The sequence below is a fragment of the Allofournierella massiliensis genome (assembly GCF_004345265.1).
Lineage (GTDB): Bacteria > Bacillota > Clostridia > Oscillospirales > Ruminococcaceae > Allofournierella > Allofournierella massiliensis.
Genome location: NZ_SLUM01000004.1, coordinates 1 through 24,581 on the forward strand (window position 1 = coordinate 1; position 24,581 = coordinate 24,581).

General features: G+C 60.4%; 24 protein-coding genes. 18 read left to right on the plus strand and 6 right to left on the minus strand.

The window, feature by feature from the left end; all coding sequences use genetic code 11:
* Window positions 1-158 precede the first annotated feature (158 nt).
* From EDD77_RS02880 to EDD77_RS02895, 4 genes are read right to left on the minus strand one after another with little or no spacing between them, the layout of a single operon-like run.
* Window positions 159-1,478 (minus strand): D-serine ammonia-lyase, encoded by a 1,320-nt coding sequence (locus tag EDD77_RS02880; RefSeq protein ID WP_058965728.1) that lies wholly within the window; start codon window positions 1,476-1,478, stop codon window positions 159-161.
* Window positions 1,475-2,860: an alanine/glycine:cation symporter family protein gene (locus EDD77_RS02885; RefSeq protein ID WP_058965730.1), complete on the minus strand. Its 1,386-nt coding sequence runs from the start codon at window positions 2,858-2,860 to the stop codon at window positions 1,475-1,477. Before EDD77_RS02885 ends, EDD77_RS02880 begins: the two co-directional genes overlap by 4 nt.
* Before the next feature lie 21 nt (window positions 2,861-2,881).
* On the minus strand, window positions 2,882-4,195 hold the full coding sequence (locus tag EDD77_RS02890) for an alkaline phosphatase family protein (RefSeq protein ID WP_058965732.1): 1,314 nt from the start codon (window positions 4,193-4,195) through the stop codon (window positions 2,882-2,884).
* A 7-nt stretch (window positions 4,196-4,202) separates the two neighbouring features.
* Window positions 4,203-4,991, minus strand: coding sequence for a DeoR/GlpR family DNA-binding transcription regulator (locus EDD77_RS02895; protein WP_058965734.1), 789 nt, complete (start codon window positions 4,989-4,991; stop codon window positions 4,203-4,205).
* Between the two features lie 284 nt (window positions 4,992-5,275).
* On the opposite strand from EDD77_RS02895, the gene EDD77_RS02900 reads away from it, so the two are divergent.
* The 3 genes from EDD77_RS02900 to EDD77_RS02910 all read left to right on the plus strand — a co-directional run bounded on the left by EDD77_RS02900 (window position 5,276) and on the right by EDD77_RS02910 (window position 10,131).
* Window positions 5,276-6,535: an MFS transporter gene (locus EDD77_RS02900; RefSeq protein WP_058965986.1), complete on the plus strand. Its 1,260-nt coding sequence runs from the start codon at window positions 5,276-5,278 to the stop codon at window positions 6,533-6,535.
* A 232-nt stretch (window positions 6,536-6,767) separates the two neighbouring features.
* The gene (locus tag EDD77_RS02905) at window positions 6,768-7,286 is read left to right on the plus strand and encodes an ATP-binding protein (RefSeq protein WP_058965736.1); all 519 of its coding nucleotides are present in this window, start codon (window positions 6,768-6,770) and stop codon (window positions 7,284-7,286) included.
* A gap of 232 nt (window positions 7,287-7,518) precedes the next feature.
* Window positions 7,519-10,131 (plus strand): cation-translocating P-type ATPase, encoded by a 2,613-nt coding sequence (locus tag EDD77_RS02910; RefSeq protein WP_058965988.1) that lies wholly within the window; start codon window positions 7,519-7,521, stop codon window positions 10,129-10,131.
* An 81-nt stretch (window positions 10,132-10,212) separates the two neighbouring features.
* On the opposite strand, the gene greA is transcribed toward EDD77_RS02910, so the two are convergent.
* The gene (gene greA / locus EDD77_RS02915; protein ID WP_058965737.1) at window positions 10,213-10,716 is read right to left on the minus strand and encodes a transcription elongation factor GreA; all 504 of its coding nucleotides are present in this window, start codon (window positions 10,714-10,716) and stop codon (window positions 10,213-10,215) included.
* 39 nt (window positions 10,717-10,755) lie between these two features.
* Entirely contained in the window at window positions 10,756-11,664 is a 909-nt protein-coding gene (locus EDD77_RS02920) for a pyridoxal-phosphate dependent enzyme (protein ID WP_132587302.1), read from the minus strand.
* A 276-nt stretch (window positions 11,665-11,940) separates the two neighbouring features.
* On the opposite strand from EDD77_RS02920, the gene ylxM reads away from it, so the two are divergent.
* The 15 genes from ylxM to EDD77_RS02995 all read left to right on the plus strand — a co-directional run bounded on the left by ylxM (window position 11,941) and on the right by EDD77_RS02995 (window position 24,521).
* The gene (gene ylxM, locus EDD77_RS02925) at window positions 11,941-12,306 is read left to right on the plus strand and encodes a YlxM family DNA-binding protein (protein ID WP_058965739.1); all 366 of its coding nucleotides are present in this window, start codon (window positions 11,941-11,943) and stop codon (window positions 12,304-12,306) included.
* A gap of 23 nt (window positions 12,307-12,329) precedes the next feature.
* Window positions 12,330-13,652 (plus strand): signal recognition particle protein, encoded by a 1,323-nt coding sequence (gene ffh, locus EDD77_RS02930; RefSeq protein WP_058965741.1) that lies wholly within the window; start codon window positions 12,330-12,332, stop codon window positions 13,650-13,652.
* 121 nt (window positions 13,653-13,773) lie between these two features.
* On the plus strand, window positions 13,774-14,016 hold the full coding sequence (gene rpsP / locus EDD77_RS02935) for a 30S ribosomal protein S16 (protein WP_058965743.1): 243 nt from the start codon (window positions 13,774-13,776) through the stop codon (window positions 14,014-14,016).
* Between the two features lie 25 nt (window positions 14,017-14,041).
* Entirely contained in the window at window positions 14,042-14,275 is a 234-nt protein-coding gene (locus EDD77_RS02940; protein ID WP_058965745.1) for a KH domain-containing protein, read from the plus strand.
* Between the two features lie 178 nt (window positions 14,276-14,453).
* On the plus strand, window positions 14,454-14,984 hold the full coding sequence (gene rimM / locus EDD77_RS02945; protein ID WP_058965747.1) for a ribosome maturation factor RimM: 531 nt from the start codon (window positions 14,454-14,456) through the stop codon (window positions 14,982-14,984).
* On the plus strand, window positions 14,981-15,709 hold the full coding sequence (trmD, locus tag EDD77_RS02950; RefSeq protein ID WP_242868439.1) for a tRNA (guanosine(37)-N1)-methyltransferase TrmD: 729 nt from the start codon (window positions 14,981-14,983) through the stop codon (window positions 15,707-15,709). The genes rimM and trmD overlap by 4 nt, the downstream gene beginning before the upstream one ends.
* A 206-nt stretch (window positions 15,710-15,915) precedes the next feature.
* On the plus strand, window positions 15,916-16,179 hold the full coding sequence (locus EDD77_RS02955; RefSeq protein ID WP_058965751.1) for an HPr family phosphocarrier protein: 264 nt from the start codon (window positions 15,916-15,918) through the stop codon (window positions 16,177-16,179).
* A 132-nt stretch (window positions 16,180-16,311) separates the two neighbouring features.
* On the plus strand, window positions 16,312-18,144 hold the full coding sequence (gene uvrC / locus EDD77_RS02960; RefSeq protein WP_058965753.1) for an excinuclease ABC subunit UvrC: 1,833 nt from the start codon (window positions 16,312-16,314) through the stop codon (window positions 18,142-18,144).
* A 3-nt stretch (window positions 18,145-18,147) separates the two neighbouring features.
* Window positions 18,148-18,627, plus strand: a complete 480-nt coding sequence (locus EDD77_RS02965; RefSeq protein ID WP_058965755.1) for an NAD(P)H-dependent oxidoreductase subunit E — start codon at window positions 18,148-18,150, stop codon at window positions 18,625-18,627.
* 97 nt (window positions 18,628-18,724) lie between these two features.
* Complete coding sequence (gene rsmD / locus EDD77_RS02970) at window positions 18,725-19,273, plus strand: 16S rRNA (guanine(966)-N(2))-methyltransferase RsmD (protein WP_058965757.1); 549 nt, start codon at window positions 18,725-18,727, stop codon at window positions 19,271-19,273.
* Window positions 19,270-19,734, plus strand: a complete 465-nt coding sequence (locus EDD77_RS02975; protein ID WP_058965758.1) for an HrpE/YscL family type III secretion apparatus protein — start codon at window positions 19,270-19,272, stop codon at window positions 19,732-19,734. The genes rsmD and EDD77_RS02975 overlap by 4 nt, the downstream gene beginning before the upstream one ends.
* Window positions 19,735-20,100: 366 nt before the next feature.
* Window positions 20,101-20,520, plus strand: coding sequence for a division/cell wall cluster transcriptional repressor MraZ (mraZ, locus tag EDD77_RS02980; RefSeq protein ID WP_058965761.1), 420 nt, complete (start codon window positions 20,101-20,103; stop codon window positions 20,518-20,520).
* Window positions 20,521-20,532: 12 nt separating this feature from the next.
* Complete coding sequence (gene rsmH / locus EDD77_RS02985; protein WP_058965762.1) at window positions 20,533-21,462, plus strand: 16S rRNA (cytosine(1402)-N(4))-methyltransferase RsmH; 930 nt, start codon at window positions 20,533-20,535, stop codon at window positions 21,460-21,462.
* A gap of 71 nt (window positions 21,463-21,533) precedes the next feature.
* On the plus strand, window positions 21,534-21,998 hold the full coding sequence (locus tag EDD77_RS02990; protein WP_058965763.1) for a hypothetical protein: 465 nt from the start codon (window positions 21,534-21,536) through the stop codon (window positions 21,996-21,998).
* A gap of 120 nt (window positions 21,999-22,118) precedes the next feature.
* The gene (locus EDD77_RS02995) at window positions 22,119-24,521 is read left to right on the plus strand and encodes a penicillin-binding transpeptidase domain-containing protein (RefSeq protein WP_058965764.1); all 2,403 of its coding nucleotides are present in this window, start codon (window positions 22,119-22,121) and stop codon (window positions 24,519-24,521) included.
* Window positions 24,522-24,581 lie beyond the last annotated feature (60 nt).

Consider the following 24,581-nt stretch of genomic DNA (forward strand, 5'->3'; position numbering starts at 1 on the left):
TACCAGCATTTTTATCCCCCCACACTATTATACCGCTTTCTTTTCCTCAATACGAGAAAAAGGCCACCTTTCGGTGACCTTTTTCGACAGGCTGAAAGGACCCCTGTCAGGAGACAGGGGTCCTTTTTGTTGAGAAGAGAGAAAGGGGTAAATGTAAATCACAAGCCCATTTTCAGGTAGGCATCACGGGTGGCGGCGGGTACCATGCGGCCACCGGTGGCCCAGGCGATGTGGGTGATGGAGGACGCCTTGTCCTCCAGGGCGTTGGCCTTCAGATACTGAGCCATCACAGAGGGCTGCAGCAGAGCGGCAAAGGCGGCACAGGAGCTGGGCTCGATGAAGGTATCCTCAGTGCGCAGAAGGCCGCGCATCAAATCGTAAAGAGTGGCGTCCTGGATCGTGGCAATACCACTGACAAGAGAAGAAACCACACGGCCCACAAAGGCGGAGGGACGGCCCACAGCCAGACCGTCGGCCTCGGTTTTGCCGCTGATGCCGAAGTCCTGTACGCATACGCCGTCGTGCAGGCCGGTGGCCATGCCCAGCAGCATGCAGCAGGCCTGCGTGGGCTCGGTGAAGAAGCAGTGCACCGCGTCGCCAAATTCCACCTTCAGGCCGTAGGCCACGCCGCCGGGGGCGCCGCCGATGCCGCAGGGAAGGTAAACGAAGAGGGGATGGTCTGCATCCACCGTGATGTTCCGGGCCTTCAGTTGGTTGGCCAGGCGCTTGCCGGCAACGCTGTAGCCCAGGAACAGGTCGGCGGAGTTTTCGTCATCCACAAAATAGCTCATGGGGTCCGCGTCGGAGTTCTTGCGGCCCTCCTCCACGGCGGCGCAGTAGTCGGCGGTGTATTCCCGCACATCCACGCCGTGGCTGCGCAGAAGATCCTTTTTCCACTGCTTTGCGTCAGCGGACATGTGCACGATCACCCGGAAGCCCAGCTTTGCACTCATGATGCCGATGCTCATGCCCAGGTTGCCGGTGCTGCCCACCTGTACGGTGTACTGGCGGAAGAATTCCTGAAAACGGGGCTCAGCCAGAACAGCGTAGTCGTCGCTCTCGCTGAGCATGCCGGCCTGCATGGCCAGCGTTTCGGCGTGCTTGAGTACCTCATAAATACCGCCGCGGGCCTTGATGGAACCGGCGATGGGCAGGTCGCTGTCCTTTTTCAGAAACAGAGAGCCGGAGATGGCGGAATTGTATTCCGCATTCAGAAAATCCCGCATGCCGGGGATGGCAGCCAGAGGGGATTCGATCAGGCCGCCGTTTTCCCGGGTCTCGGGGAAAACCCTGGCGATATAAGAGGCGAAACGATCCAGACGGGCCCGGGCGTCCTCGATCATGGCGGGGGTTACTGCAGTAATCTCTTTTTCGCCGCCGGAAACGCGGTTCGGATTGATCCAGAAGGTTACCTTGCCGGCAGCTGCGTCGGCCACGGCGGGAATGGACTGGAAACGCTGCAACAGTTCTTGGTTCATAAGTCTTCTCCTTTGGACCCGGCGGTGCGGGTCTCCTGTTTGTGGATGAAGGAATTGTTCGGGTCAAAGAATTCTCTGGTGAGCCGCCGCACCTGCGGGGAAAGCAGCAGCAGGGCAATCACGTTGGGAATAATCAGCAGGCCCAGGGCACAGTCCTGAATGGACCAGACCAGATCCACCGTGCTCAGGCTGCCCAGCAGGATCATGAGAGGGGAGAGCAGGCGGTATACAAAGGCTGCCCGGGGCTTGCCCAGATAGTTCAGGCTCACATGGCCGAAATACCACTGGCTCATCAGCGAAGTGCCGGCGAACAGCACCAGACAGACCGGCACCACACGGGAGAAAAGAGGGAGTACAGTGCCGAAGGCGCTGGCCGCCAGAGTGGCTGCGTTGGAATCCAGCGAGGTGGCGCCGGTGATGACCACCGCAAAGCCGGTAGTGCTGCAGATGACCATGGTGTCCACAAAGACCTCGGCAATGCCGTAGATGCCCTGCCGCACCGGATGATCCACATCCGCTCCGGCGTGCAGTACTGCGGCCGAGCCTTCGCCGGCCTCGTTGGAGTAAAGCCCGCGGGCCACGCCGTAACGCATGGCGTCACGGACGGTGAGACCTGCCGCAGCACCCAGAGCCGCCTGTGGGTGGAAGGCTCCGCCCAGAATCTGGCCGAACATCCAGGGAATGCGCGGTGCGTTTGCCAGAATCACGATCAGGCCACCCGCCACATAAAGCAGAGCCATGAAGGGGGCCACGAACTGGGCCACCTTTACCAGACGACGCAACCCGCCGCTGATGATGAAGGTCATCACAAGAGCAAGGAAAATACCGGTGAACAGCGGCGCAAGGCCAAAACTCTGATTTACCACACTGGAAATGGTGTTGGACTGGATCAGGGTGCCGCCCGCGTTCTGCACAAACAGCAGAAGCGCCACAAGAACTCCGGCGGCGGTGGTATGCAGAGCATGGGAGATGTAGTACATGGGGCCACCGATCACGTTGCCGTCCCGGTCCTTGCCCTGATAGCACATGCCCAGTACGATCTCACAGAATTTGGTGGCCATGCCGAAGAAGGCAGCCACCCACATCCAGAACAGCGCGCCCGGCCCACCGGAAAGAATGGCAGTGGAAACACCCACAATGTTGCCGCTGCCCACACAGCTGGAAATGGCGGTGAGCAGCGCCTGCAGAGAGGACAGCCGCCCTTCCCCGGCATCCTGCTTACGGGAAGAGGCCAGACTGCGCAGCAGAAAGGGCAGCCGACGCACCTGTACAAAGCCGGTAAGAACGGTGCACCAGATGCCCAGCCCCAGCAGAACAAACAACAACCAGTTGCCCCAAAGCGCGTCGGCCAGTGCGCCGACGGCGGTTTCGATGGTTTTCATGACATTCTCCCTTTCCGGCGTTTAGTCCAGCCGCGGGGTGCCCTGTGCCTCTGGCAGCGATACATCCATCAGGTGAGCCAGAGTGGGGGCAATGTCGATCAGCTGCATGCAGCCCAGATCGGTGCCGGGAGCAATGCCGGGGCCGGCGATAAGGAAGCTGGCCCGCATTTCCGGAAAGTTTTCGCTGTAACCGTGCTGAGCCTTCTGATGCAGGGTGGTGCGGCAGTATTCACCAACCACGTCGTCACGCAGCTCGTAGCCCTTCTTGGATACCAGTACGTAGTCCGCCTGGGCAAAGCCGCCACGCTCCAGCGCCTGCTGGTGGTTCAGAACCTCCAGAATGCCGCTGTCCGGATCGGCGGCCAGATCCGCCAGAATCTGCTCCACCCTGGTACGGGTTTCGGCATCGTCGGGATTGGCCAGGCGGATTTCCGCCGTGCCGCCTGCCCGCTGGCTCCAGGCCTTCCAGTCCAGAACCCGGCTCTCGTCGTCAATCTGGATCAGGCCGGCCTGCCGCAGCAGCACGTTGGGGCTGATGTTATGGGTGTTATCCAGCGAGCCGTGGTCGGAAACCACACACACGTAGACGTTGCCGCTGCAGATGCGCCGGGCTTCGTCGATCAACTCGCCCAGCATGGCGTCGATCTTCTGCAGGCTGGCCGCCGCTTCCGGGCTGTAAACGCCGAACAGGTGGGCGCTTTCGTCAAAGCTGGCAAAGTAAGCGCTCATAAAGAAGGGCTTTTCTTCGATCTGGGGCTCCAGTTTATTGCGCAGCATCCACAGTGCAGCCGCGCCGCGCTGAGCATCGCCCGCATCAGTCAGATCCAGACCGCCGGCATAGCGGCCGATGTCTGCCTCCATCTCGCTGATCAGGCCCTGGGGGCGGCATACCACATCCAGAAAGGCGGAATCCAGTGCGGAGCCGTCCCACCAGAACTCGGGGGCGATATAGTCGCCGTCCGCGCCCACCGAGGTGGGGAAGGCCACGCTGGCCGAGCAGTAACCGCCCTCACGGGCTGCCTGCCACAGGGTTTTCACGTTCTTATTGGCAAACCAGTTCCAGGCGCCCATGTGCTTGCCGGCGGGGTCGAAGATGGCATTGTTGTAAATGCCGTGAACCGCAGGATTTACGCCGGTGATGATGCTCTGGTGGCATGGATAGGTAAAGGTGGGGAAAACACTTTTCACGCCGCCCCTGGCCACCGCGCCGCCCTGCAAAAAGCAGTGGGTCAGATTGGGCAGATTTACACCAAGGCGTTCCTGTTCCAGTAAAAATTCCGGTTTCAATGCGTCCACAGAGATCAAAAGCACGCTGGGCCGTTGCTGGGTGTTCATGATAAGATCACAGCTCCTTTTCGTTTGGCGTCACCACCAGGAGGCCTGCGTTTTGGAAGGGGGCGATCTGTTCAGGGCTGGCGCTGGAATCGGTGATGATCATCGCCAGCCGGTCAATTCCGCACATGCGCACCAGGGAATTGGTGCCCAGCTTGCTGGAATCGGTAATCATGATGGTTCGGCCCGCGGCCTCCATCATGGACTCCTGCACGATGATTTCGTCCATCCGCTGATAGGTCACACCCCGCTCCACCGAAACGCCGCAGGTGGTGAGGAAGAAGGTATCAATATTCAGCTTTGAAAAAATCAGCGTGGCAAAGTCGGAGGAAAAGGCGGCCTCTTCCGGGCGGTATACGCCGCCGGTGAGGATCACGGTGATCCCGGGCACATCGCCCAGCTCCTGAAGCACAGCCAGCGAGTTGGTCACCACGGTGAGGCGGCGGAACCGCTCCCGGATCACCCGGGCCAGCGAAAGCGCGGTGGTGCCGGAGTCCAGCGCGATGGACTGCCCCTCGCGGATGTAATCCGCCGCCAGCTGGGCCACCTGGCTCTTGTGGCCGGTGTTCTGCTGCTGACGATTATAAAAAGGGGTATAAGCCGCGCTGGCTTCGCCCGGTTCTGCCGGCATGGCGCCGCCGTGGGTGCGCCGCAGCATGCCCAGGCTCTCCATTGCTTCCAGGTCGCGGCGAACCGTTTCGCCGGAAACCCCCAATGCCTGGCGGATCTGTGCGCTTTTCACGCTGCCTTCCCGGCGAAGAATCGCCAGAATCTCCTGATATCTTTGCTCAGCCAACATATTCATCAAAACTCCTTTAGCTGTAACGTACGGGTCCACACCCACAGTATAGCATAGGAATGCACAGATAACAACAATGAAACGAAGAAAAAATGCACAATAAAACACAGAAAACCTTGTATATGCACACGAAAACGCAATTAAACGCATAAAAACACTTGAAAACACACTGAAGCCCTCGTATAATGGAGCCGTAACGAACCGGCCCACACAAAACTGCGAATCCCGCATGATCATAAAGAATGATCAACAGACTGTACTTATAAGAGAAGAGAGGAATGTTTATGGCAGCGATCAAAACTGCGAACAGTAAAAAATGGATCTCTTTCGGCACCCTTCTGTTGGGCGCCGGCACGATTTACAAGCTGGGCAATCTGAAAGATGCCTTCTACGTGCCCATGCAGGAGTTCATGGGGCTTTCCCACACCCAGATCGGTACCGCCATCAGCGTGGCTGGCCTGATCTCCACCTTTGGTTTCCTGGCTTCCATCTATCTGACTGACCGTATCTCCAAAAAGATCATGATCCCCATGGCGCTGCTGGGAATCTGCCTGTGTGGTATCTGGCTGTCCACCTTCCCGTCCTACGGGGTGTTCCTGCTGATCTACTGCCTGCTTGCGATCTGTGCAGATATGCTCTACTGGCCCACCATGCTGAAAACCGTTCGGCTTCTGGGCAATGAGGAGGAGCAGGGACGTATGTTTGGTATCATGGAAGCCGGGCGTGGCCTGGTGGATACCATTGTGGCCTTCGGTGCTCTGAGCATCTTTGCTGCCATGGGCAGCAACGCCGCCGGTCTTCGCATGGCCATTCTGTTCTATGCGGCGGTGCCCGGCGTGATCGGCATCATTGCCTACTTCCTGCTGGACCCGGACAAAAAGCCCGCTGCCAATCAGGAAGGCCGGCAGGTAAGTGCCAACCAGGCAGCCTGGGAAGGTGTGCTCAGCGCCCTGAAAAACAAGAACATCTGGCTGGTTTCCATGAACATCTTCATGGTATATGCGGTTTACTGTGGTCTGACCTATTTCATTCCTTTCCTTGAGGAAGTTTACGCTCTGCCCGCCGCGCTGGTGGGCGCCTATGGCATTATCAACCAGTACGGCCTGAAAATGCTGGGCGGCCCCATCGGCGGCTTCATCAGCGATAAGGTGCTGCACTCGGCTACCCGTTTCCTGCGCGTTGTGTTCATCATTGTGGCAGTGGCGCTGGCAGTGTTTGCCTTCCTGCCCCACGGCAGCATGGGCGTTGTTCTGGGCATGACCTTCACCCTGAGCATCGGCGCTCTGGTGTTCAGCATGCGCGCCATCTTCTTCGCACCCATGGATGAGGTGCGGGTTCCCCGTGAAATCACCGGTGCGGCCATGTCCATGGGTTCCTTCATCGGTTACCTGCCCGGCGCTTTCATGTATGCAATCTACGGCGGCATTCTGGATAAGATGCCCGGCCTGCAGGGCTACCGGGTGGTATTCCTGATCATGGCAGTGTTTGCGGTGCTGGGTACTCTGCTCAGCAGCTACATCCTGCGCCACATCCGCAAAGGGTAAAAACTGTGTGAAAACCGTTGACCACACCCGGCAAAGCTGGTATAGTAAAGCCAGTTGGAAAGGGAGTAGTTGCAAGCCGCTTTTGTCAACATCACGGCATGAATATGCCTGGCGGAGCGGGCCGGTTTTTCCAGGAACGGTAACAAGACTTTTCGGCACAGTGTTTGCTGTGCCGAAAAGTCTTTTTTGTTACGGAAAAACCGGGAAATACACAGGAAAAGGAGGAAGAGCGATGGCGACAATGTACCTGATGGTGGGCATTTCCGGCGCGGGAAAAACCACCTGGGCCAGAACACGAATGGCCGGGGCGGAATACATCGGGTCGGACGGAATCCGAATGGAGCTGTTCGGCAGGGAGCTTACCCTGAAAGGTTATCGCCGGGTACACCGGATCATGAACCAGCGCATGCGCGCAGCTCTGGAACAGGGCAGGGACGTGGTGGTGGATTCGGTGCATCTGTCCCGCAGGGCGCGGCGCAGGGTGCTGCGGGCGGTGCCGGAGGGGGTGCGCTGTGTGGCGGTGTGGATCGACACCGGTGTGATGCAGGCCATCCGGAATGATGCCTGCCGCCAGCGGCATGTGCCCTTTTTTGCCATCGCTCTTATGCGGCCCCGGCTGGTGGAGCCGAAACAGGAGGAAGGCTTTCACGAGATCTGGCGCATTCCCTGGGAGGAGCGGGCCGGATGTGCAGCGGGATGGGAAAAAGTGCAAAAATATGAAAAAAATGAAAATCCTGCAAAAATCACTTGACGCAGCCCGATGGGCGTGGTATAGTTAGTCCAAGTTGAAAAGGGAGTAGTTGCAAGCCGCCTTGTCAACATCACGGCCTGAAAAGGCCTGGCAGGGTGCGCCGCTTCTTAACGAGTCGGTAACAAGACTTTTCGACAGCAACGCTTTGCGCGTGCTGTCGGGAAGTCTTTTTTCTTTTGCGAAAAAAGACTTCCCGCCGGGTAAACGGGCAAAAAAGAAAGGGAGAAAAATGATGGAACAGACTTATTTCGACAAAACCGTTCCGCAAACCCTGGAGCAGGTAAAGGCCACCGCTAACGGCCTGACTGCGCAGGAAGCCGCCCGGCGGCTGGAGGAGCACGGCCCCAACCAGCTGGCCGAGGGCAAAAAGAAAAGCCCGCTGGTGGTATTTCTGGAGCAGTTCAAGGATCTGCTGGTCTTTATTCTGGCCGTGGCGGCAGTGATCTCCATGGTGTCCGGCAATGTGGAGAGCACACTGGTGATCTTCGCGGTGCTCATCATGAACGCGGTGCTGGGCACGGTGCAGTATCTGAAGGCGGAAAAGAGCCTGGAAAGTCTGAAAGCCATGTCCGCCCCGGTGGCCAAGGTCCTGCGGGACGGTGTGCGCCAGGAAGTGGCGGGCCCCAAGGTGGTTCCCGGCGACATCGTGTATCTGGAAGCGGGCGATCTGGTGGTGGCCGATGGCCGTCTGCTGGAATGCTATTCCCTGAAGGTGAACGAAAGCTCGCTGACTGGTGAATCCGAGGCGGTGGAAAAGACCGCTGAGGCCCTGCCCGCCGGCAAGACCGCGCTGGGCGACCAGAAGAACATGGTGTTCTCCGGCTCGCTGGTCACCTACGGCCGTGCGGTGATGGTGGTTACCGGCACCGGCATGAACACCGAGCTGGGCCACATCGCGGAGCTGATGAACCAGACCCAGCAGCGCAAGACCCCCCTGCAGAAGAGCCTGGACGACTTCTCCGGCAAGCTGGCCGCAGCCATTCTGGCCATCTGTGCCGTGGTATTCTGCCTGTCCATGTTCCGCAGCGGCATGGGGCTGCTGGATTCGCTGCTCTTCGCCGTGGCGCTGGCAGTGGCCGCCATTCCCGAGGCGCTCAGCAGCATCGTGACCATCGTGCTGGCCATGGGTACCCAGAAGATGGCCCGTCAGAACGCCATCATCAAGGAGCTCAAGGCGGTGGAAAGCCTTGGTTCGGTGCAGGTGATCTGCTCGGATAAAACCGGTACCCTGACCCAGAACAAGATGACCGTGCAGCAGATCTGGGCGGACGGCAAGCTGGTGCAGGCCGCCAATGCCGACATGAGCGACCCGGCCCAGGAGCTGCTGATGAAGATCGGCCTGCTGGCCAGCGATGCCACCGTGGATGCTGCCAGCGGCGCTTCGGTGGGCGATCCCACTGAGATTGCGCTGGTAAACTGGGGCGGCATGCACCAGACCGACGCAAACAGCGTGCGCAGTCAGTTCCCCCGTCTGGGCGAGCTGGCCTTTGACTCCGACCGCAAGCTGATGAGTACCCTGCATCGGGTGAACGGCAAGCCCATGCTGCTGACCAAGGGCGCCATGGATGTGCTGCTGGCCCGTTCCAACCGGCTGCTTACTGCCAAGGGCGTTGTGCCCCTGACCGACGAGATGCGTACCGCCATTACCCGGGCGAATGAGGAGTTCTCCGAAAACGGCCTGCGCGTGCTGGCCTTTGCCTGCCGCGAGATGGATGCGGAGCGTGAGCTCACCCTGGAGGATGAGAACGATTTCACCTTCGTGGGTCTGGTGTCCATGATCGACCCGCCCCGTGAGGAGAGCAAGCAGGCCGTGGCCGACGCAAAGCGGGGCGGCATCCGCACCGTAATGATCACCGGCGACCACAAGGTCACCGCCACTGCCATCGCAAAGCAGATCGGCATCTTTGAGGAAGGCGACATCGCCCTGGAGGGTGTGGAGCTGGACGCCATGACCGACGACGAGCTGGATGAAAAGCTGCCGCACATCTCGGTTTATGCCCGTGTTTCCCCCGAGCACAAGATCCGCATCGTCTCCGCCTGGCAGCGCCGGGGCTGCATTGCCGCCATGACCGGCGACGGCGTGAACGACGCCCCCGCCCTGAAGAAGGCGGATGTGGGCGTGGCCATGGGCATCACCGGCACCGAGGTGAGCAAGGATGCCGCCGCCATGATTCTGGCGGACGACAACTTCGCCACCATCGTGAAGGCGGTGGTGAACGGCCGCGGCGTGTACACCAACATCAAGAACGCCATTCAGTTCCTGCTGTCCGGCAATATGGCCGGTATTCTGGCGGTGCTGTACGCTTCGCTGATGGCGCTGCCCGTGCCCTTCCAGCCGGTGCACCTACTGTTCATCAACCTGCTCACCGACAGCCTGCCCGCCATCGCGCTGGGCATGGAGCCCGCCCGTAAGGGTCTGCTGGACCAGAAGCCCCGCGATCCCAAGGCCTCCATTCTGGATAAGCCCCTCATGTTCAAGATCCTGTGGCAGGGTGCCCTGATCGCCGTTGCCTCCATGACCGCCTTCTATCTGGGCCTGTCCGCCGGCGGCGCCGCCATGGCCAGCACCATGGCCTTTGCCACCCTGACGCTGGCCCGCCTGTTCCACGGCTTCAACTGCCGGGGCACCGAGTCCATCTTCAAGCTGGGCCTTGGCAGCAACAAGTACTCGCTGATGGCCTTTGCCGGCGGCGTGGTGCTGCTGGTGGCCGTGCTGCTGATCCCCGTGCTGGAAAGCCTGTTCGCGGTGACCGCCCTCAGCGGTATTCAGTACCTGCAGATTCTGGGTCTGGCCTTCGCGCCCACCCTGCTGATCCAGCTGGGCCGTGTGATCCGCGGCAAGTAATCCGGTCAGAAAACACAAACAAAAACAGCCGCCGTGCTTCCCGATTTGGGGAGGCGCGGCGGCCTTTTTGGTTTGTTCTGATCAATACTGGCTGATGGGCAGGGAAGCGTCGTCGTCGCTGGGCTCGATGGCACGGATGGTTACCGGATAGCTCACGCCGGGGCGCACCTCCACCTGTACGGTATCGCCCACCTTTTTTTCGAAAATGGCCCGGCCCAGGGGGGACTCCCGGCTGATCAGGCCGCTGTCCGCGTTGACCCGCAGAGTGGTTACCAGCTTGACCACCATCTCTTCCTCGTCCTCAGGAAAGTACAGGGTGATCTTGTCAAACAGGCCCACCGAGCCCTCGGCATGGTCGGACTTGACCACTTTGGCGGTCTTGATCATCCGCTGCAGGTAGCGGATGCGGCTCTCGTTGCGGTTTTTCTGGCGTTTGGCCTCCTTGTATTCAAAGTTTTCGCTCAGATCCCCGTAGGAGCGGGCGATCTTCACGTCCTCCAGGCACTGGGGGCGCACCACAAGAATGCGGTGTTCGATCTCCTCCTGCATTTTCCGGATGTCCACTTCGGTGAGTTCGTCGTACATGCAATAAATCCTCTTTTCCGGTCGGTTCTGTTTGGTGGTTCAGGCGTAGACCTGACGGCTCTGGAAGATGCACAGAGCACTCTTGCTCTTGCCCCGTTCCAGCAGGGTACGGGCGGCGTAAAGGGTGGCCCCGGCGCTGGGCCCGGCGGGAATACCGTCGGTGAGCAGCACCTCGCGGGCGGCCTGCACCGCCTCGCCGGTGGTTACCGCCAGAACCAGATCCACCACATAAGGGTTGTAGTTTTCCGGCACGAAGCCGAAGCCGATGTTGGGAATGCCGTGGGGCGCCAGAAATCCGCCGCCGATGGCCTGGCATTCATAGGGCTCCACCGCTGCCATGCGGATGTGGTTGGTCCAGGCCTTTACATATTCGCCCACGCCGGTCACAGTGCCGCCGCTGCCCACCCCCGCCACGATGGCATCGATCAGATTGCCGCTGTCGGTGGCCTTTAAGATGGCGGGGCCGGTGATGCGCCGGTGGTATTCCGGGTTATCCTCGCTGGCCAGATAGTTCATGTAGTAGGCGCCCTGTTCCTGAGCCATGCGGCGGGCCAGAATGTCCATGCCCTCCTGCCCGGAGGGGCGTTCGTAGCAGGGCCGCAGCCGGGCCCCCAGCCCCTGCAGAAACCGTTCCCGCTCCGGCTCCAGTGCCGGCGGTACCACCAGCGTGAGCGGGTGACCGCTGCGCCCGGCGGCAATGGCCAGCGCCGCCGCAAAAGCGCCGCAGCCGGTTTCCACAATGGGCTGGCCGGCCTTCAGCTCGCCCCGCTGGGTGGCAAGGCGGATCATGGCGGTGGCCAGTGCGTCCTTGCCGGTGCCGGTGGGCCCGTCGAACAACAGGCAGGCATACAGCTTGCCGGGAAGGCCGTGTTTTGCCGCATAGCCGCCAAGGGCCACCACGGGGCAGCGGGTGAGCTGCTGATAATAGGTCTCGTTGATTCCGGTCATCGCAAACGCCTGCCTTTCTATTATATATAGGAAAGAGGGGAAACAACAGGGCGAAGAAGGGGGCGCAGCCCGCAGCTTTCTGCCTTTATTGTAGCACGTTCCGCCTGCAAAGTCATGCCCGGTGCGAAGCGGCCGAAAAAAGAACGTTTTTTGCGGGAAATTCCCCTTGACAGCGCCGCGCAGCCTCTGTTATAATAGCAAACTGTAAAGCAAAACGCTTTACGAAAAGGTAAAACACTTTACAGGGCCCGGCACCCCGGCGAGGAGGCGTTTTCGGTGGCGAAAAATCTTGAGATTTCACTGTTGCTGGATTTTTACGGCGACGTGCTCACCGAAAAGCAGCGCGACGTGATGGAGCAGTACTACAACGATGATCTGTCGCTGGCCGAGATTGCCGATAACTTCGGCATCACCCGGCAGGGCGTGCGGGATTCCATCAAGCGGGGCGAAGGGATCATTCTGGAGCTGGAGGAAAAGGTGGGCTTTGCAAAGCGCTACCGGGCGGTCCAGCAGGGAATCAGCCAGCTGGAGAGCCTTGCGCGGGACATTCAGTTTGAAAACGCCAACGGCTACACGCCGAACAAGCGCATCGATGATTCCGCCCGCAGGATGCTCGAGATCATCGGGCAGATCAGCGAATAAGCACACAACGAAAGGACAACGACATGGCCTTTGAATCTCTTTCCGAACGTCTTTCGGGCGTGTTCAAACGGCTGCGGGGCAAGGGTAAGCTCACCGAGGCGGACATCAAGGCCGCCATGCGTGAGGTTCGCACCGCCCTGCTGGAGGCCGACGTAAACTATAAGGTGGCCAAGGACTTCATCGCCGGGGTCACCGAGCGGGCCATGGGCCAGGAGGTCATGGAAAGCCTGACCCCCGCCCAGCAGGTCATCAAGATCGTAAACGAATCCCTCACCGAGCTCATGGGCGGCAACGAGGCCGCGCGCATCCACATCAAGTCCAAGCCGCCCACGGTGCTCATGCTCTGCGGTCTGCAGGGTAACGGTAAAACCACCCATGCCGCCAAGCTGGGCAAATGGTTCCTCAAGCAGGGCCATCGCCCGCTGCTGGTGGCCTGCGATATCTACCGCCCCGCGGCCATCGATCAGCTGCAGGTGGTGGGCAAGCAGGCGGGGGTTCCGGTGTTCACCATGGGCACCGAAAAGCCCGAGATCATCGCCAAAAAGGCCATCGCCCACGCAAAGGACTACGGCAACGATATCGTGATTCTGGATACCGCCGGCCGACTGCATGTGGACCAGGAGCTCATGGATGAGCTGGGCCGCATCAAGGAAGCCGTTGAGGTGGACGAGGTTCTGCTGGTGGTGGACGCCATGGCCGGTCAGGACGCGGTAAACGTGGCCAAGGCCTTCAATGAGGCCGTGGCGGTGGATGGCATCATTCTCACCAAGACCGACGGCGATACCCGTGGCGGCGCGGCGCTCAGCGTCAAGGCCGTTACCGGCAAGCCCATCAAGTTCCAGGGCACCGGCGAAAAGCTGGACGATCTGGAGGTTTTCCATCCGGCCCGCATGGCCAGCCGCATTCTGGGTATGGGCGACGTGCTCACCCTGATTGAGAAGGCGCAGGACCTGCAGGACGAGAAGAAAGCCGCCGAGACCGCCAAGCGGATGATGGAGAACAAGTTCGACATGAACGACATGCTGGACCAGCTGGCCCAGATGAAGAAGATGGGCGGCGTTGCGTCGCTGGTCTCCATGCTTCCCGGCGGCAACAAGATCAACCCGGACGACATCGACGAAAAGGTGTTCGTGCACATCGAGGCCATCATCCACAGCATGACCCCCGCCGAGCGGGAGAAGCCCAGCATCATCAACCCCAAGCGCAAGCGCCGCATTGCCGCCGGCAGCGGTACTAGCGTGGAAGAGGTGAACAAGCTGCTTCGCCAGTTTGAGATGATGCAGAAGATGATGAAGCAGATGAAAAAGAACCCCAAGGCCTTCGGCCGCCGCCTGCGCGGCATGTAAGCGCGAAAAAACGCGCCGCTTTTTACGGTATGACCCGCAGCCCTCAAAAGGGCGGGTTTGATACAATATAACAATCAAAACGCCCCGAACCGGGGCCCCAAACATCAGGAGGTTTACCACTATGGCAGTTAAGATCCGTCTGCGCCGCATGGGCGCCAAGAAAGCTCCCTTCTACCGCGTTGTTGTTGCTGACAGCCGCTTCCCCCGTGACGGCCGCTTCATCGAGGAGATCGGCTACTACGATCCCACCAAGGAGCCCAGCGTTGTGAACATCGACGCCGAGAAGGCCAAGAAGTGGATCGCCAACGGCGCTCAGCCCACCGACACCGTTCGTGAGCTGCTGAAGAAGAACGAGATCCTGTAATCAGTCTTAAAGGGAGGGCAACCCTATGCAGGAGCTGTTGCTGGCAGTTGCCCGGGGCCTGGTCGACGATAAGGACGCTGTGTCCGTTACCGTGGACGCCCCCCGTGAGGACGGCACCATCGTTTACCACCTGAGCGTGGCTGAGAACGACATGGGCCGGGTGATCGGCAAACAGGGCCGTATCGCCAAGGCCATCCGCGTTGTAATGCGGGCTGCCGCCGTTCGCAAGGGCGAAAAGGTCATGGTAGAGATCGACTGACCTTCGGGAGAACAAAACCACACAAACAGGGCCACTTGCCAGCTTCTGTGCAAGTGGCCCTGCTTTTTTGCATGGGCAAGGCCGCACCATCTGCGCCCAGGGGCTCGGGTGAGGCGGGATTGCTCCTGTCACCGGGCGGGCGAAGCGGCCCAGCCCCACACAAAAGGAGAGAAACAAGATGCAGCAGTATCTGGAAGTCTGCAAGGCCGTGACCACTCACGGAGTGGCGGGCGAAGTGAAGGTGGAGCTCTGGTGCGACGACGCGGCCTTTCTGGGCCGGTTCAAGCGGCTGTACCGGGGCCCGCAGGGGCAGAACCCCATTGCCGTGACCAGGGTGCGCGCCCACAAGAACATGGCGCTGGTTACCTTTGAAGGCGTGAACGATATGGATGCCGCCCGCGCGCTGGTGGGCCAGGTGTTCTACATCGATCGGGCAGATGCAAAGCTGCCCCGGGGCCATTATTTTCAGGCGGACCTGCTGGGCTGCCGTCTGATCGACGCAGAGAGCGGCCGCGATTACGGCGAGATCACTCAGGTGAGCCACCCCGGCGCACAGGATATTTATACGGTTGCCTGCCCGGACGGTTCCACCGCCCTGTTCCCGGCGGTGAAGCCCTTCCTGGTAAAAATCTGCATTGAGGACCGCAAGGTGCTGGTCAGCCCCATTCCGGGCATGTTCGGCGAAGCGGAAAATGGTGATCAGGTATGATGCGTGTGGATGTGGCGACCCTGTTCCCGGAGATGTGCCAGCGGGTGCTGGACGAAAGCATCCTGGGACGGGCCGCAAAGCGAGGCTATATCGAAACACACTGCCATCAGATCCGGGACTACACCCTGAACCGGCAGAAGCAGGTGGACGACTACCCCTACGGCGGCGGCTGCGGCATGGTGATGAACGCCCAGCCCATCTATGACTGCTGCCAGGATATCATCCGTCAGGTGGAGGAACAGGGCCGTCAGCGGCCGCATATTATATTTATGACCGCGGCGGGCCAGCCCTTCTCGGAGGAGACCGCCAAGCGCCTGGCTGAATACGACAGCCTTCTTCTGGTTTGCGGCCATTACGAAGGCATGGACGAGCGGGTGATTGAGGAGCTGGCGGACGAGGAGATCAGCATCGGAGACTATGTGCTCACCGGCGGTGAGCTGGCCGCGCTGGTGGTGGCGGACAGTGTGCTGCGCCTGCAGCCCGGCGTGCTGGCTCAGCCGGAGGGCTATCAGGATGAAAGCCACTGGAACGGCCTGCTGGAGTATCCCCAGTACACCCGCCCGGAGGAGTGGCGGGGAAAAAGAGTTCCAGAGATATTGCTCAGCGGTCACCATGGCAATATAGACAAATGGCGCCGCGAGCAGAGTCTGGAACGCACCCGTACCCGCCGCCCGGATTTGTACGAAGCGTACCAAAATGAGCATAATCAGAGCCGCAAAAAGTAATTGATACTGATTTTGTTGAAAACTTTCGGGATTTCTCATGAGATTGTTGAAAACTAAGTGGTTGATTTGCACAAAGAAACGTTTCCGGTATTTTGTGGATTCGGAAAACTGACAAAATTGCACAAATGCACTGTACAATCGGGTAAGAATGGGCTATTATAACAATCAGAAGCCCATCTAATTTTAGAAATAGGAGCGAATGAATCATGTTTGTTAAAGAAGTTACCGTTGAGAACAAAGTCGGCCTGCATGCCCGTCCTGCTACCTTCTTCATTCAGAAGGCCAACGAGTACAAGTCTTCCATCTGGGTTGAGAAGGAAGAGCGCCGCGTTAACGCCAAGAGCCTGCTGGGCGTTCTGAGCCTGGGCATCGTGGGCGGCACCACCATCCGCATCATCGCCGACGGCGCCGACGAGCAGGCTGCCGTGGAAGGCCTGGTAAAGCTGGTAAACTCCGGTTTCGCCGAGTAATTTCTTTGCTTTCATAAATCAAAGGGCGGGTTGTGCAAGACCCGCCCTTTTTCTGCTTTTGCCCCAAAGCGGGGCATACTGAATAAAATGGGCCGGCAAAGCGCTCCGCCGCCCCAAAGGAGGACCCCTGCCATGACCAAGGCTGAACTGCACGAAAAGGCGAAGATGCTGCCCCTGCTACCGGGGGTCTATATCATCCGGGACAAGCGGGATGAAATCATCTACATCGGCAAGGCCAAGCGGCTGCGCACCCGGGTGAGCCAGTATTTCCGGGAGGGCGTTCCCCACGACGCCAAGGTCACCCAGATGATCGAACATGCCTTCAACTTCGATGTGATCGTCTGCCAGAGCGAGTTCGAGGCACTGGTGCTGGAAGCAAGCCAGATCAAGGCCCACACCCCCAAGTACAACATCCTGTTGAAGGATGACAAGGGCTACAGTTATGTGAAGATCACCAAAGAGGAATATCCCCGCATCTCGGCGGCGCTGCAAAAGGAGGAGGACGGGGCGGAGTACATCGGCCCCTTCACCAGCAGCTTTGCGGTGCGCCAGATGGTGGAAACCGCGCAGGATGCCTTCCTTTTGCCCCGGTGCAACCGGCGCTTCCCCCAGGAGATTGGCAAGGGGCGGCCCTGCCTGAACGCTCACATCGGCAAGTGTATGGCCCTGTGTAGCGGCAAGATCAGCAAGGAAACCTACAACGAGGCGGTGCAGGGGGCCATCCGGCTGATCCGCTACGGTAAAAAGGACATTGTGAAAACGCTGGAGCAGCGCATGGAGGAGGCCGCCGAGCGACTGGACTTTGAGCAGGCCGCCCTGTTGCGGGATCAGATTGCCGCCATCAAAAAGGTGTCGGCCGGGCAGAAGGTGGTGGTGGACGAGAGCACCCAGATGGATGTGATCGCCTTCGCCGGAGCCGGGCAGAACAGCTGCGCCGCCATCCTGCGCTACCGCACCGGCCGCCTGACCGACAAACGGGAGCTTCTGTTCCGGGGCACCGCCGATCTGGATGCTCTGCGGGAGGAATTTTTGCCCCGCTATTATCTGGATGGGGAGGAGATCCCCAAAGTCATTGCGGTGGATGTGCTGCCCGAGAGCCACGAGGCCCTGACCCAGCTGCTGGAGAAGACCCGGGGCACAAAGGTGCAGCTGTATGTGCCGCAGCGGGGCGACACCGCCAAGCTGGTGAGCATGGCCTACACCAACGCGGTGGAGCGCCTTGCCCGGGAGAGCGGCCGTACCGACCGCAGCCAGCGCCTGCTGGACGAGGCCGCTGCGGTGCTGGGCCTGCCCGAGCCGCCGGCGGTGATCGAAAGCTACGATATCTCCAACTGGGGCGAGGGCACCAGCGTCTGCGGTATGGTGGTGTTTGAAAACGGCCGCCCCAAGAAAAGCGGCTACCGGCGCTTCAAGATGCGCACCGTGGCCGGCACCGACGACTTCGCCAGCATGGCCGAGGCGCTGAGCCGCCGGGCCGCCGAGTACGAAAAGGGCACGGCGGGCCAGTTCTCGGTGCTGCCCAGTGTGATTCTGCTGGACGGCGGCAAGGGCCAGGTGAGCGCGGTGAAGGCGGCGCTGGCAGGTACCGCTCTGGCGGCGGTACCCCTGTTCGGCATGGTGAAGGACGATCACCACCGCACCCGGGCCATCGTGACCGCAGACGGCGGAGAGATTGCCATCAGCATGCACCGGAACATCTTCACCTTCATCTCCTCCATTCAGGACGAGGTGCACCGGTTCTCCATCGCCTATCAGCGGCAGAACCAGAAGAAAAAGGCCTATGCTTCCAGTCTGACCGCCATTCCCGGCGTGGGGCCCGCCACCGCCAAGGCGCTGCTGGCCCACTTCAAATCGGTGGGTGCGGTGCGCGAGGCCGGTGTGGACGAGCTGACCAATGCCAGGGGTGTGGGGCAGAAGGCCGCCCAGACCATCTACGACTATTTTCACCCCCAAACGGAGGATTGATCCATGGATCAGAACACATTACACGAACGCTTTGCCGAGGCCGCGGAGTATTACGCCGGCCGCAAGGGCAGCCGCCCCACACTGGAGCAGGAGGATACCGTGGCTCTGCTGCGGGAGACCCAGGAAATCTACGGTCACATTCCGCCCCAGGCACTGGAGACCATCTCCATCTGCACCGGCTACAAGGTGCCCCTGCTGGAAAAGCTGATCCGGCTGTATCCCAGCCTGAAGCTGGGGGCCGCCGCCCATGAAATTGTGGTGTGCAGCGGCGGGCGCTGCGGTGCGAAGAACGCCGCTTTGATGGACCGGCTGAAAAAGGGGCTGGCCCAGCTGCCCGAGGGCACCGCGGTGCTGCGCACCCAGAACTGCTTCAAGCAGTGCGGCAAGGGGCCCAACATTCAGGTGGACGGAACGCTCTGGAACGGCTGTGACGCTGCTGCGGTGGACCGGATTCTGGAGATGCTGCGGCCGAAAAAAGGCTGAATCGGCCCACCCTGTCCGGGGTATTTTGCTTGACAAAGCGGCCGGTGCGGGCCATAATGGAAAAAACAAATGGATGACAAGAGGGAGGTGGACCCCCATGCGTGTGATCTCAGGCTCTGCCCGGGGAACAAAGCTGGCGGCCCTGCCGGGAGAAGATATTACAAGGCCCACGGTGGATCGGGTGAAGGAGGGCATGTTCAGTGCCCTGCAGTTCATCCTGCCGGGGGCAAAGGTGCTGGATCTGTTCGCAGGCAGCGGGCAGCTGGGCATCGAGGCGCTGAGCCGCGGCGCGGCCAGCTGCGTGTTTGTGGATCAGGATCGGGGTGCGGTGCGCATCGTGGAGCAGAACTGCAAAGCTGCCGGTGTGCAGGCCCAGAGCCGGATTCGCAACACCAGAGCGGACACGTTTCTGGCCAGCTGCGGGGAGCAGTTCCACATTGTGCTGCTGGATCCGCCCTACCGCCATGACACGCTGGCCCAGATTCTGCCCCAGGTGGCGCGGGTGACCGCCCCCGGCGGCACGGTTCTCTGCGAGAGCGAGCTGGCAGCCAGCCTGCCGGACGAGTGCGAGGGCCTTTGCAAGAAAAAACAATACCGTTACGGCACCGTTTTGGTGACCCGCTATGAAAAGGAGCGAGAAGAATGAACATCGACGAGTTGCTGGATCTGATGGAAGAAACCATGGAAGAGGCCTCCGGCCTGCCGTTCTCCGGCAGCAAGCGGATGGTGGACATTGACAAAATGCGGGACATCATCGATGAGGTGCGCCTGAATATGCCCACCGAGATCCGTCAGGCCAAGGCCATCGTAAACGACCGGGCGGACATCATCGCCAGCGCCAAGCGGGAGGCCGAGGCCATCGTGAAGAAGGCCGAGGATCGGGCCCGGGTGCTGGTGGGCGAGGAGCAGATCGTACGGGCTGCTCAGCAGCGCGCAGCGGAGATCCTCTCCAGCGCGCAGAGCCAGTCCCGCGAGATGCGCACCACCGTGACCGATTACTGCGAAAACATGCTGCGCATTACCGAGGAGCAGCTGGCCCGCAACGCGGCGGAGGTCAAAACCGTGCGCGCCAACCTGCGCCAGAATGCAAAAAACAACAACGGCTGATCTTTTTTGTCAGCATTCAGACCCCGTGCCCTGCCAGACCGGCAGGACGCGGGGCTTTTCTTTGCCCGGCCGTGTGGAAAACCCGGTGAAAAAGCGGCCGCCAGTGGCCGGGAAAGGGCCGGATTTTGCTCCGGATCGGAAAGAATGCACAAAACAGGAAAAATATGCAGTCAGAGCGCGAAAAACCAGCTTTCCATCGAGATTTTTCACGATTCTTTTTCGGCGCTATATCTTGCAATTAAAGTGGGTGTAACGTATAATAATTGATACAGTGGGGAGAAGTGGGGGAAAGTGGAGAGTTTTCCACACAGGTGGAGCCGATGGGCAGATCCCCCGCCCCATAAACCGGAAAGGGGGCGGCGCCGTATGTTGATGGGCGAGTACAACTATGCCATCGACGAAAAGGGCCGCCTGAATTTCCCGGCGCGCTTTCGGGAACAGATGGGTCAGGTATTTGTGATCACCCGCTGGATGGACAACTGTCTGGTCGCCTTCCCGGAGAGCGAATGGCAGCTCATCTGCGAAAAGCTGCAGGGCAAGAGCATGGTCAAGACCCGCGAGATTCAGCGGTTCCTCTTTGCCATGGCCACCGAGGTCACTCCGGACAAACAGGGCCGGGTGCTCATCTCGCCCAGCCTGCGCACCCACGCGGGCCTGCAGAAGGATGTGACCATCATCGGCGTGGGCAAGCACGCCGAAATCTGGGACACCGCTGCCTGGCAGGAAAAACAGGCGGGCTTTGGCAGCGAGCAGCTGGAAGCCGCCATGGAAGAACTGGAACTATAAGGGGGAACGCACATGGAATTCAGCCACATCCCCGTGCTTTTAAACGAATGTCTGGAGGGGCTGGCCATCGATCCGACCGGCATCTATCTGGACGGAACCGCCGGAGGCGGCGGCCATTCCAGTCAGATCGCCCGGCGGCTTACCACCGGCCGGCTGGTCAGTCTGGATCAGGACCCGGATGCCATCGAGGCAGCGGGCAAGGCGCTGGAGGGATTGCCCGCCACGCTGGTGCAGACCAACTTCTGCAACGCCCGCAGCGCCCTGTATGGACTGGGCATTGAAAAAATCAACGGCGCCCTGCTGGATCTGGGGGTATCCTCCCACCAGCTGGACGACGCCTCCCGGGGCTTTTCCTACCGGCAGGACGCGCCGCTGGATATGCGCATGAGCCAGAGCGGCCCCACCGCCGCGGATCTGGTGAACACCGCCAGCCGGGAAGAGCTGGCCCGCATTCTGCGGGAATACGGCGAGGAGCCCTATGCCTGGGCCATTGCCGGGCGCATTGTGCAGCGCCGGGAGGAAACCCCCTTCGCAACCACCCTGCAGCTGGCCGACGCCATTGCCAGCGCGCTGCCCCCGGCGGTGCGCCGCAAGGATAAAAATCCCGCCCGGCGCAGCTTTCAGGCACTGCGCATCGCGGTGAACAGCGAGCTGGACGTGCTCAGCCAGGGCATGGATGAGATTTTTGATCTGCTGGCTCCCGGCGGGCGCTTCGCCATCATTACCTTCCATTCGCTGGAGGATCGGCTGGTGAAGAACAAATTCCGCCAGTGGGCCACCGCCTGCACCTGCCCGCTGGAATATCCGGTCTGTGTGTGCGGGGGCAAGGCAAAAGGAAAGCTCATTACCCGCAAGCCCATTGAGGCAACGGCCGCTGAGCTGGAGGAAAACCGGCGCAGCCGTTCCGCCAAGCTGCGGGTCATTGAAAAGCTGGGCGAGTAACCCTCGCCCGCACCGGCAAAGGGGAGCCGGGAAACCAAAAACGCAAGGAACCAAAAAGGAGGTGAGCGCGCATGGCACAGGCGGCCTATGAACTGGAGCGCTTTGCGGACCGGCCACTGGACGTAAAGCCAAGAATGCAGGCAGTACGGGGCAAAAAGCAGGCCATGAAGATCAGCGCTCAGGCCTGTAAAACGGTTGCGGTAAGCTGCGTGATGGCCATGCTTACCGTGGGCCTGCTGCAAAGCCAGGCCACCATTACCCAGCTGACCACCCAGATCCAGAAAACCAACCAGCAGCTGGTCAACGCCCAGAGCGATTACAACTATCTCTCCGGCGTGCTGGACAGCAAGACCAACCTGAAAAACGTGGAGCAGATTGCCGCGCAGCTTGGGCTGATGAAGCTGGACAAAAGCCAGATCACCTATGTGACACTGGAAAACGAGAGCACCATCCAGCGGCCGGAGAGCGGTTGGCAGCGCGTTTTGGATCTGCTGAACAACGGATTTCTGCGCCTGATGGATCACCTGGATCCCTGACCGCAAATGGAAAAAGCGTGCCGCCGCGCACGCTTTTTCGATTATCAGGGGGCTTCGACCAAAATCATCCCCCTTTTTTGTGCGGCGAATGACTTTGAAGCAAACTAAGGAAATACTGCCATGGCAAGAATGAACAATCCGCAAAACGGGCCACAGGATCCCCAGAAGAAAAAGAGCAGGCGCAGCCTGCTGCGTTACTGGCTTCTGGCGGGGGCGTTCACGGCCGGTGCGGCGATTCTGATCGGCCGCCTGGCCTGGCTGCAGATCGCCATGCACGATGAATACCGCATCCAGGCTGCCAACCAGCAGCTGAAGGATGTGGCCGTGACCCCCACCCGCGGCCAGATCTACGACGCCAACGGCAAGGTGCTGGCCAAGAGCAGCATCGTGTGGACCATCGCTGCCGACCCCAGCCAGATCAGCGCCCCCAAGGCGGAAGAGGGCGATGAACGCCCCGCCGAGGAGCGCCGGGCTGAGCGGGTGCGCACCGTGAGCGCCGATGTGGCCGGCATGCTGGGTCTGGATGAGAACGAGGTGTACGAAAAGCTGATCGACACCGAGAGCCAGTACGAGGTGCTGGCCAGGCAGGTGGATAAGCCCATCGCAGACCAGATCAAGGAATACGCCAGCGAGAACAGTCTGCCCATCACCGTCACGCAGGACACCAAGCGGGAATATCCCTACGGGGCGTTTGCCGCCAGCGTTCTGGGCTTCATGCATGCAGACGGTTACGGCTTTTATGGGCTGGAAGCCTATTATGAAGAAACGCTGGCCGGTACCCCCGGCCGTCTGGTGAGCATCAAGAACGGTCTGGGCGCCGAAATTGCCAACGACGAGCGGGAGGAATATCCCGCGCAGGACGGCAACAGTCTGGTGCTCACGCTGGATGCCAACATTCAGGCCATTGCGGAAAAATATCTGGAAAACTCGGTGAAGGTGAACAACGTATCCGAGCGCGGCGTGGTAATCGTGATGGATGTGAACACCGGTGCGATTCTGGCCATGGCCACCAAGCCGGATTTTGACCCCAACGACCCCATGACCATCTACGATCCGGAGCGGGCTGCCCTGCTGGAGGGGTTGTCCGATGAGGAATACACCCAGGTGCAGGGCCAGGAACGCCAGCGCCAGTGGAAGAACAAGGCCATTACCGACCTGTATACCCCCGGCTCGGTGTTCAAGCTGATCACCACCTCCGCCGCACTGGATTCCGGTGTGAGCACGCCCGGCACCACCTACTATTGCGGCGGCAGCTATCAGGTGCTGCCCAACACCAAGAGCTATACCTGCGCTGAGGGCGCGGCCCATCAGTGGCAGGATATGGGCAAGGTGCTGTATAACAGCTGCAACATTGCCACCATTCAGGAAGCCCTGAAGATGGGCATTGAAACCTTCTCGGACTACTACAATGCCTTCGGCTTTACCGAAAAGACCGGCATCGACCTGCCGGCGGAGCAGGCCCCATACGCGGGCATCTCCTACCACCCGGAGGACAGCATGTCCCTGATCGACCTGGCGTCCACCAGTTTCGGTCAGGCCCAGAAGGTGACCCCCATCCAGATGATCACTGCAGTGGCGGCCATCGCCAACGGCGGCTATCTGGTTCAGCCCTACATTGTGGATAAGATCGTGGATCAGGAGGGCAATGTGGTGCAGCAGACCGAGCCCGCCATCAAGCGTCAGGTCATCAGCGAGGAGGTCTCCCAGCAGGTGCTGCATATGATGGAGGGCGTTGTGGACTACGGTGCCGCGGGCGCCGCCGGCCGCAACGCCTATGTGGCGGGTTACCACATCGGCGGCAAGTCCGGTACCAGTGAAAAGCTGGATCAGGAGAAGCGGGAGGATGGAACCTACGAGAAGGTTTCCAGCTTCCTGGCGGTGCTGCCGGTGGACGATCCGCAGATTGCCATTCTGGCCTTCGTGGATGAACCCCACGCGGAAACCGAGTACGGCTCCATGCTGAGCGCCCCGCTGATCGGCAATATCATCAGCGAGGTGGCCCCCTATCTGGGCATCGAAATGGATGAGAGCCTGCTGCCCAGCGGCGATGTGACCGTGCCCAATCTGGTGACTCCCAACAATCCCAGCTACAGCCAGTGGGATCTGGCCCAGGTGGAGCTGAACAAGATCGGCCTGGCTCACCGGAAGGTGGGCAGCGGCGACACAGTGCTGGCCCAGTACCCGGAGGCGGGCACCAAGGTGGCCGCGGGTACCACGGTGTATCTGTATACCGACAGCACCGAATACACCAAAACAACGGTGCCGGATGTGACCGGAAAGAGTGCGGCGCTGGCCAGCCAGATGCTGGCAGGCTCCGGCCTGAATGTGCGCATCAGCGGTGACGAGAACGGTCAGGTGACCAGTCAGGATGTGACCGCGGGCACCGAGACGCCCATGGGCACGGTGGTGACCATCACCACTGCGGCTGCGGCCGACCCGACGCAGGACACCAGTGCGTCCACAGACGCGGCGTCCTCGGATTCCGGAACAGACGCCGGGACGGACGGAACCGGCGAGGGCTGATTGCCGCGATAAACAAAACAGGAAGGCGCCCGGCCAATCTGCCGGGCGCAAACAACACAA

What these genes read in the sequence shown, in the direction of transcription:
- EDD77_RS02880 (WP_058965728.1), bottom strand. Translation starts at nt 1,478, where the DNA reads ATGAACCAAGAACTGTTGCAGCGTTTCCAGTCCATTCCCGCCGTGGCC.
- EDD77_RS02885 (WP_058965730.1), bottom strand. Translation starts at nt 2,860, where the DNA reads ATGAAAACCATCGAAACCGCCGTCGGCGCACTGGCCGACGCGCTTTGG.
- EDD77_RS02890 (WP_058965732.1), bottom strand. Translation starts at nt 4,195, where the DNA reads ATGAACACCCAGCAACGGCCCAGCGTGCTTTTGATCTCTGTGGACGCA.
- EDD77_RS02895 (WP_058965734.1), bottom strand. Translation starts at nt 4,991, where the DNA reads ATGTTGGCTGAGCAAAGATATCAGGAGATTCTGGCGATTCTTCGCCGG.
- EDD77_RS02900 (WP_058965986.1), top strand. Translation starts at nt 5,276, where the DNA reads ATGGCAGCGATCAAAACTGCGAACAGTAAAAAATGGATCTCTTTCGGC.
- EDD77_RS02905 (WP_058965736.1), top strand. Translation starts at nt 6,768, where the DNA reads ATGGCGACAATGTACCTGATGGTGGGCATTTCCGGCGCGGGAAAAACC.
- EDD77_RS02910 (WP_058965988.1), top strand. Translation starts at nt 7,519, where the DNA reads ATGGAACAGACTTATTTCGACAAAACCGTTCCGCAAACCCTGGAGCAG.
- greA (WP_058965737.1), bottom strand. Translation starts at nt 10,716, where the DNA reads ATGTACGACGAACTCACCGAAGTGGACATCCGGAAAATGCAGGAGGAG.
- EDD77_RS02920 (WP_132587302.1), bottom strand. Translation starts at nt 11,664, where the DNA reads ATGACCGGAATCAACGAGACCTATTATCAGCAGCTCACCCGCTGCCCC.
- ffh (WP_058965741.1), top strand. Translation starts at nt 12,330, where the DNA reads ATGGCCTTTGAATCTCTTTCCGAACGTCTTTCGGGCGTGTTCAAACGG.
- rpsP (WP_058965743.1), top strand. Translation starts at nt 13,774, where the DNA reads ATGGCAGTTAAGATCCGTCTGCGCCGCATGGGCGCCAAGAAAGCTCCC.
- EDD77_RS02940 (WP_058965745.1), top strand. Translation starts at nt 14,042, where the DNA reads ATGCAGGAGCTGTTGCTGGCAGTTGCCCGGGGCCTGGTCGACGATAAG.
- rimM (WP_058965747.1), top strand. Translation starts at nt 14,454, where the DNA reads ATGCAGCAGTATCTGGAAGTCTGCAAGGCCGTGACCACTCACGGAGTG.
- trmD (WP_242868439.1), top strand. Translation starts at nt 14,981, where the DNA reads ATGATGCGTGTGGATGTGGCGACCCTGTTCCCGGAGATGTGCCAGCGG.
- EDD77_RS02955 (WP_058965751.1), top strand. Translation starts at nt 15,916, where the DNA reads ATGTTTGTTAAAGAAGTTACCGTTGAGAACAAAGTCGGCCTGCATGCC.
- uvrC (WP_058965753.1), top strand. Translation starts at nt 16,312, where the DNA reads ATGACCAAGGCTGAACTGCACGAAAAGGCGAAGATGCTGCCCCTGCTA.
- EDD77_RS02965 (WP_058965755.1), top strand. Translation starts at nt 18,148, where the DNA reads ATGGATCAGAACACATTACACGAACGCTTTGCCGAGGCCGCGGAGTAT.
- rsmD (WP_058965757.1), top strand. Translation starts at nt 18,725, where the DNA reads ATGCGTGTGATCTCAGGCTCTGCCCGGGGAACAAAGCTGGCGGCCCTG.
- EDD77_RS02975 (WP_058965758.1), top strand. Translation starts at nt 19,270, where the DNA reads ATGAACATCGACGAGTTGCTGGATCTGATGGAAGAAACCATGGAAGAG.
- mraZ (WP_058965761.1), top strand. Translation starts at nt 20,101, where the DNA reads ATGTTGATGGGCGAGTACAACTATGCCATCGACGAAAAGGGCCGCCTG.
- rsmH (WP_058965762.1), top strand. Translation starts at nt 20,533, where the DNA reads ATGGAATTCAGCCACATCCCCGTGCTTTTAAACGAATGTCTGGAGGGG.
- EDD77_RS02990 (WP_058965763.1), top strand. Translation starts at nt 21,534, where the DNA reads ATGGCACAGGCGGCCTATGAACTGGAGCGCTTTGCGGACCGGCCACTG.
- EDD77_RS02995 (WP_058965764.1), top strand. Translation starts at nt 22,119, where the DNA reads ATGGCAAGAATGAACAATCCGCAAAACGGGCCACAGGATCCCCAGAAG.